Source organism: Massilia sp. CT11-108 (assembly GCF_047302915.1).
Lineage (GTDB): Bacteria > Pseudomonadota > Gammaproteobacteria > Burkholderiales > Burkholderiaceae_D > Telluria > Telluria orientalis.
This window is the reverse complement of sequence record NZ_JBKYMO010000336.1, coordinates 1-6,368: the sequence shown is the minus strand read 5'-3', so window position 1 is coordinate 6,368 and position 6,368 is coordinate 1. Positions and strand designations below refer to the sequence as shown.

The 6,368-nt window shown below is 64.4% G+C and carries 7 protein-coding genes; 6 read left to right on the top strand and 1 reads right to left on the bottom strand.

The features are described from left to right. A partial coding sequence (ada, locus tag ACEN88_RS22070) for a bifunctional DNA-binding transcriptional regulator/O6-methylguanine-DNA methyltransferase Ada (protein WP_413343046.1) occupies positions 1–920 on the bottom strand: 920 nt, incomplete at its 3' end. 130 nt (positions 921–1,050) lie between these two features. Between ada and hutC the strand changes: the two genes are divergently transcribed. From hutC to ACEN88_RS22040, 6 genes are all read left to right on the top strand, one after another. Next, positions 1,051–1,770, top strand: coding sequence for a histidine utilization repressor (hutC, locus tag ACEN88_RS22065; protein ID WP_413343044.1), 720 nt, complete (start codon positions 1,051–1,053; stop codon positions 1,768–1,770). Positions 1,771–2,050: 280 nt separating this feature from the next. Next, positions 2,051–2,377, top strand: a complete 327-nt coding sequence (trxA, locus tag ACEN88_RS22060) for a thioredoxin TrxA (protein ID WP_036236119.1) — start codon at positions 2,051–2,053, stop codon at positions 2,375–2,377. 138 nt (positions 2,378–2,515) lie between these two features. Further along, a complete protein-coding gene (rho, locus tag ACEN88_RS22055) occupies positions 2,516–3,778 on the top strand; it encodes a transcription termination factor Rho (RefSeq protein ID WP_413343042.1) in 1,263 nt (420 codons plus the stop codon). Between the two features lie 136 nt (positions 3,779–3,914). Continuing rightward, complete coding sequence (locus tag ACEN88_RS22050; protein ID WP_413343040.1) at positions 3,915–4,199, top strand: hypothetical protein; 285 nt, start codon at positions 3,915–3,917, stop codon at positions 4,197–4,199. Positions 4,200–4,363: 164 nt separating this feature from the next. Then, positions 4,364–4,633, top strand: a complete 270-nt coding sequence (locus ACEN88_RS22045) for a type B 50S ribosomal protein L31 (RefSeq protein ID WP_056124537.1) — start codon at positions 4,364–4,366, stop codon at positions 4,631–4,633. 180 nt (positions 4,634–4,813) lie between these two features. Further along, the coding region (locus ACEN88_RS22040) for an ArnT family glycosyltransferase (RefSeq protein WP_413343037.1) at positions 4,814–6,368 on the top strand (1,555 nt) is incomplete at its 3' end.

Below are 6,368 nucleotides of genomic sequence, written 5' to 3'. Positions count from 1 at the left end.
ATGCCGAGGCGCGCGGCCAGTTCGGCGTAGCCGACCGTCTGCCCGGCCGGGATCTGGCGCAGCGCCTGCCACACGCGCTGCTGGAACGCGGTGCCGCGCACGTCGAGCGGCAGGTCGAGCCCGAGACGCGGCGCCTCGACGAAGGCGACGACCTGCGCCACCGTGCGTTCAAAGCCGGGTTCGGCGCCGATCAGCTCGGCCTTCGGAAAGCGGTCCTGCAGGTCGCGCACGAGGGCGTCCGGATCGTCGCCCAGCAGGATGCAGCAGATGCCCTTGTCGGTCGCGGCGACGAGCAGCGCGCCCAGCGAGCACGCCGCCACGGCGAAGCGGATCGCTTCCCCGCCGCCGCCCGCGCGATAGCGTTTCGGCGTCATGCCCAGCACGCCGGACGACGCGGCATAGAAGCGGCCGCTGGAATTGAAGCCGGCGTCGTAGGCGGCCGCGGTGACGCTGCCCGCCTGCGCCAGCCCCTGCTTCAAGCGCTCGGCCCGGCGCGCCGCCGCATAGGCCTTCGGCGTGATGCCCGTGTGCGCCTTGAAGATGCGATGGAAGTGGAAGCGGCTCATGCCACAGGCCTCGGCCAGGCTGGCGAGGTCCGGTTCTTCCTCGGCGGCCTCGATCAGGCGGCACGCCTTCGCCACGGCCTCGGCCTGGCGTTCGGCCAGCGGCGCCGCGTCCGGGCGGCAGCGCAGGCAGGCGCGAAAACCCGCCGCCTCGGCATCGTGCGGCGTCGCGTGGAAAGCGACGTTGGCGCGGCGCGGCGTGCGCGACGGACACGAGGGCCGGCAGTACACGCCCGTGCTGCGCACGGAATAATAAAACTGGCCGTCGGCTTCGCGCGCGCGGGCGACCACGGCGGCCCAGCGCTCGTCGTCGGTGAGCCAGGCGGCAGCGGATTGGGGGATGGTGGCGGTGTTCATCTCGGTCTCCAGATTCTCGATGGCCCCATCGTAAGCGCGGGCGTTGCGGCAAACACTTCGGGTCTTGCTTTCGAATTCGCGATGCTAGAATGTCACCTCCCCGACGAGGTGACAGATTCCGGAGAGTAGTTTGGACGAACAGATCGCGCAAGACAGCACGCCCATTTTCCAGCGTATCAAGGATTATCTGCTCGGCGAGATCGCGTCGGGCCGCTGGAAGGAAGGCGACCTGGTGCCGTCCGAGCAGGCGCTCGTGCGCCAGTTCGGCGTCTCGCGCATGACCGTCAACCGCGCCGTGCGCGAGCTGACGGCGGAACAGGTGCTCACGCGCCGCCAGGGTTCGGGCACCTACGTCGCACCGCAGAAGTACCAGGCGACGCTGGTCGAGATCCGCAACATCGCCGACGAGGTGCGCGCGCGCGGCCACGTGCATGCGAGCCATCCGCGCCTGCTGGAACACAGCCCGGCGGGCGAGACGCTGGCGCGCCAGTTCGAACTGGAACCCGGCACGCCGCTGTTCCATTCGCTGATCGTCCACGACGAGAACGGCCAGCCGATCCAGGTCGAGGACCGCTGGGTCAATCCGGCCTGCGCGCCCGCCTACCTGGACCAGGACTTCGCGCGCATCACGCCCAACGAACACCTGATGGAAGCGGCGCCGCTGCAGGGTGCCACGTACAGCATCGAAGCGCTGCCGGCGCCGCGCGAAGTGGCGGAGATGCTCGGTGTCGCACCCGGCACGTCGTGCCTCGTGCTCAAGCGCCGCACGACGTCGGGCGGCCGGGTGGCCTCGGTCGTGACGATGTGGCACCCGGGACATTTATATAAATTCACGGGCAGCGTCGGCTGATTGTGGTGATAATTGGTGAGGTCAATCAGGAACCTTGAGCATGTTGAGATTTTGTACAAAGCTCACGAACACGTTCCAAAAAAATCGGTTATTATTCCGATTAAACCCCGCCTGACATCCTCTTGCAGCTCTTCCACTATTGAATATTGCACACATTGGCACCACCTTTGTGCAGCAAGCCAGTCTGACAAGTACGGGAACCGGCTGACACTACCGAGCAGGATCGACGAGAGTCCGAAAGACCTGCAGGCGTTAATTACTTACCTCTCTTGAGGAAAACATGAGCGAAAACATCAAACACATCAGCGATGCATCTTTCGAAACCGACGTGCTCAAATCCGAGCGCCCGGTCCTGGTCGACTTCTGGGCCGAGTGGTGCGGCCCCTGCAAGATGATCGCGCCGATCCTGGAAGAAGTCGCGAAAGAATACGACGGCAAGCTGCTGATCGCGAAGATGGACGTCGATGCGAACCAGGCCGTTCCGGCCAAGTTCGGCATCCGCGGCATCCCCACGCTGATCCTGTTCAAGAACGGTGTCGCAGCCGCCCAGAAAGTCGGCGCAATGGCAAAAGGCCAGCTGACTGCTTTCATCGATAGCAACATCTGATACCATAGGTGGCGGCAGCGCGCCCGCACTGCCGCCTGTTCCGGACCGGGTAGGCGATCGATTCCGATCCTATCCCTTTGATTAACCCACGCAGTTCCCTCCCCTACCTTTACTTTCCCGTCACGGGACACCCGACACATGCACTTATCTGAACTGAAGGCAATGCACGTCTCCGCCCTTCTGGAGATGGCGATCAGCCTGGATATCGACAACGCAGCTCGCCTGCGCAAACAAGAACTGATGTTCGCGATCCTCAAGAAGCGCGCGAAACAGGGCGAACAGATTTTCGGCGACGGTGCGCTCGAAGTGTTGCCGGACGGGTTCGGTTTCCTGCGTTCGCCGGATGCGAGCTACATGGCTTCCACCGACGACATCTACATCTCGCCATCGCAGATCCGCCGTTTCAACCTGCATACGGGTGACTCGATCGAAGGCGAGGTCCGCACGCCGAAGGACGGCGAGCGCTACTTCGCGCTGGTGAAGGTAGACAAGGTCAATGGCGAATCGCCGGAAGCCTCGAAACACCGCATCCTGTTCGAGAACCTGACGCCGCTGCATCCGAACGAGCCGCTGCGCCTCGAGCGCGACATGAACGGCGCGGAAAACATCACCGGCCGCATCGTCGACCTGATCTCGCCGATCGGCAAGGGCCAGCGCGGCCTGCTGGTCGCCTCGCCGAAGTCGGGCAAGTCGGTCATGCTGCAGCACATCGCCCACGCGATCACCGCCAACCACCCGGACTGCACGCTGATCGTCCTCCTGATCGACGAACGTCCCGAGGAAGTGACGGAGATGCAACGCTCGGTGCGCGGCGAAGTCGTCGCGTCGACCTTCGACGAACCGGCCACCCGTCACGTGCAGGTCGCGGAGATGGTGCTGGAGAAGGCCAAGCGCCTCGTCGAGATGAAGAAGGACGTCGTGATCCTGCTGGACTCGATCACCCGCCTGGCACGCGCCTACAACACCGTGATCCCGGCCTCGGGCAAGGTGCTGACCGGCGGCGTCGACGCCAACGCGCTGCAGCGTCCGAAGCGTTTCTTCGGCGCCGCGCGTAACGTCGAGGAAGGCGGCTCGCTGACGATCGTCGCGACCGCGCTGATCGAGACCGGCTCGCGCATGGACGACGTGATTTACGAGGAATTCAAGGGCACCGGCAACATGGAAGTCCACCTCGAGCGCCGCCTGGCCGAGAAGCGCGTCTACCCGGCGATCAACCTGAACAAGTCGGGCACCCGCCGCGAGGAACTGCTGATCAAGCCGGACCAGCTGCAGAAGATCTGGATCCTGCGTAAGCTGCTGTACTCGATGGACGAGATCGAGGCGATGGAGTTCATCCTCGACAAGATGCGCGCGACCAAGACCAACGTCGAATTCTTCGACCTGATGCGTCGCGGCGGCTGATCCTCCAGCCCTGGCATCGAACGGAAAAGGCGAGTCGTACTCGCCTTTTCTGCTTTATGCGGTACGATTCATCTAGGTCAAGCCGAGGGTGGTACGGGCGCGGAAAATCCGCACCAAGACAACCATGGAGGCCAAGATGATCTTCAACGAATTACGCGACGTCCCGGCGCGGCACGACAAGGACGTCGTGCTCGACCGCCGGCTGACGGTTCTCGAAACCCGCTTCGACACCACGCTGACCATGTTACCCAACAAAGCAGACCTGTCGGAACTGAAGGCCGAACTCAAGGCTGACATCCATGGCCAATCGGCCCACCTGAGCAAGTGGATGGCGGCAACCGCCATCACGATGCTCATCGGCTTCGGCCTCGGTTTCGGCGGCATGATCCTCACCATGATGTCGCGCCTGCATGGCGCCTGAACGGTGCAGAAACGGCGCAGCAACAGCGCCGGTTGCCTTGGGCGCAGGGCTGGCTTATAATCGCCGGTTCCGTATCCAACCCTGGCAAGTGATCGGCAATCGGGTCAAGAAGCAGGTCGACCGACGAAGTGCCGTTTGGCTACCAACCTAACCAAGGCAAAACCATGAAGACCGATATCCATCCGGATTACCGCGAAGTCGTGTTCCACGACCTGTCCTGCGATTTCAAATTCATCACCCGTTCGACCATCTCTACCCGCGAAACCATCAATTTCGAAGGTAAAGACTACCCGCTGGTCAAGATCGAGGTGTCCGCTGAATCGCACCCGTTCTTTACCGGCAAGCACAAGATCGTCGACACCGCTGGCCGCGTTGAAAAATTCCGCCAGAAGTTCGGCTCGGTCGGTTCGAAGACCAGCGTCGCCAACGGCTAATTCCCGACGAGCGAACATCCGGGAAGCCTTCGGGCCTCCCCAAAGGAAGCCCGGGGGCTTCCTTTTTTTTCGTCGTTGCCCACCCACGTTACGCCTCGTAGCAATACCACCCGCGACGCTTTGCCACGGTCCCCTTATACTACGCGACATTAATTTATTGCATTACTTCGCGCGCTATCGATGAAACCCGTCCGCCTACCCGCCGCCGCCACCCTCGCGCTGCCACGCTGGGCTTTGTACGCACTCGGCCTGTTGTACATCCTGCCGGGCCTGATCGGGCGTGACCCGTGGAAGGATGATGCCGCCAGCTTCGGCATCATGTGGACGATGGCGCACGGCGGCATCCAGGACTGGCTGATGCCGCACATCGCCGGCCTTCCCGCGCCCGAGGAAGGGCCGCTGGCGTTCTGGCTCGGCGCACTGTGCATCAAACTGTTCGGCTGGCTCCTGGGCGACGTGCTCGGGGCGCGCATCTCGACCATCGGCATCTTCGCGCTCGGCACGGTATCGCTGTGGCACACGGCATTCCACCTCGGCCGGCGTTCGGAAGCCCAGCCGCTGCGCCTGGCCTTCGGCGGCCAGCCCGAGCCGGACGATTATGGCCGCACACTGGCCGACACGGCCGTCCTGATCTACCTCGGCTGCCTGGGCTTGCTGCTGCACAGCCACGAGACGTTGGCCGTCACATTGCAGGGCGCGCTGCTGTCGTGGTTCCTGTTCCGCTCGGTGCGCTATATCGAGGACAGCACGCCGCGCAACGCCGTGTACGTCGGCGCAGCGCTGGGCCTGCTCACCTTGACGCGCGGCTTCGCGCCGCCGCTGGCCCTGCTGGCCGCCCTGTACCTGTGCATCCGCTTCCTCAAGCTGCCGTCGGCCTCCCTGCTGCGCCATCTCGGCCAGGCCGCGGGCACCGCGCTGCTCATCACGCTCGTATGGGCCATCCCGGCCACGCTGGCGCATCCGTACGGCCTGTCGCCCGTCGGCGGCTGGCTGGCCTGGAATGCCGAGCAGCTGAGCGTGCCAGGCTGGCATGCGATCAAGGCCTTCTTCCGCGTCGGCATCTGGTATTTCTGGCCGGCGTGGCCGTTCGCCGCCTGGACCGCCTGGGCCTGGCGCCGCCAGCACGGGCTGCTGCACATCATCCTGCCGACCTGCTTCGTCGGCGTGCTGACGCTCGTGATCCTGTGCGACCCGATTCCCGAAAGCGGCGACCTGCTGAAGCTGCTGCCGCCGATGGCGCTGATGGCCGCGTTCGGCCTGCCGACGATGAAGCGCGGCGCGATCAATGCGATCGACTGGTTCTCCGTGATGGTTCTGACGCTGCTGGGCGGCCTCGTCTGGGTGTTCTGGATCGCCAAGCTGACGGGCTGGCCCGCGCAATTCGCCAAGAACGCCCTCAAGCTGGTCCCGGGCTTCAAGCCGGAATTCGGCATCGTCGCCTTCCTCGTCGCGGCCGCAACGACGGTCGGCTGGATCTTCCTCGTGCACTGGCGCCTGTCGCGCCAGCCTTCCGTGCTGTGGCGGGCCGTGGTGCTGTCGTCGGGCGGCCTGATCCTGCTGTGGGTGCTGCTGATGACGCTGTTCCTGCCGGACCTGAACTACGGCAAGAGCTACGCCAGCGTGGCCCAGCAGATCGCCGCGCGCCTGCCGGCCGGCGCGGACTGCATCGACACGAACGTCGGCGCGCCCCAGCGTGCGTCGTTCGCCTACTTCGGCCACTTGCCGTTCGCGCCCG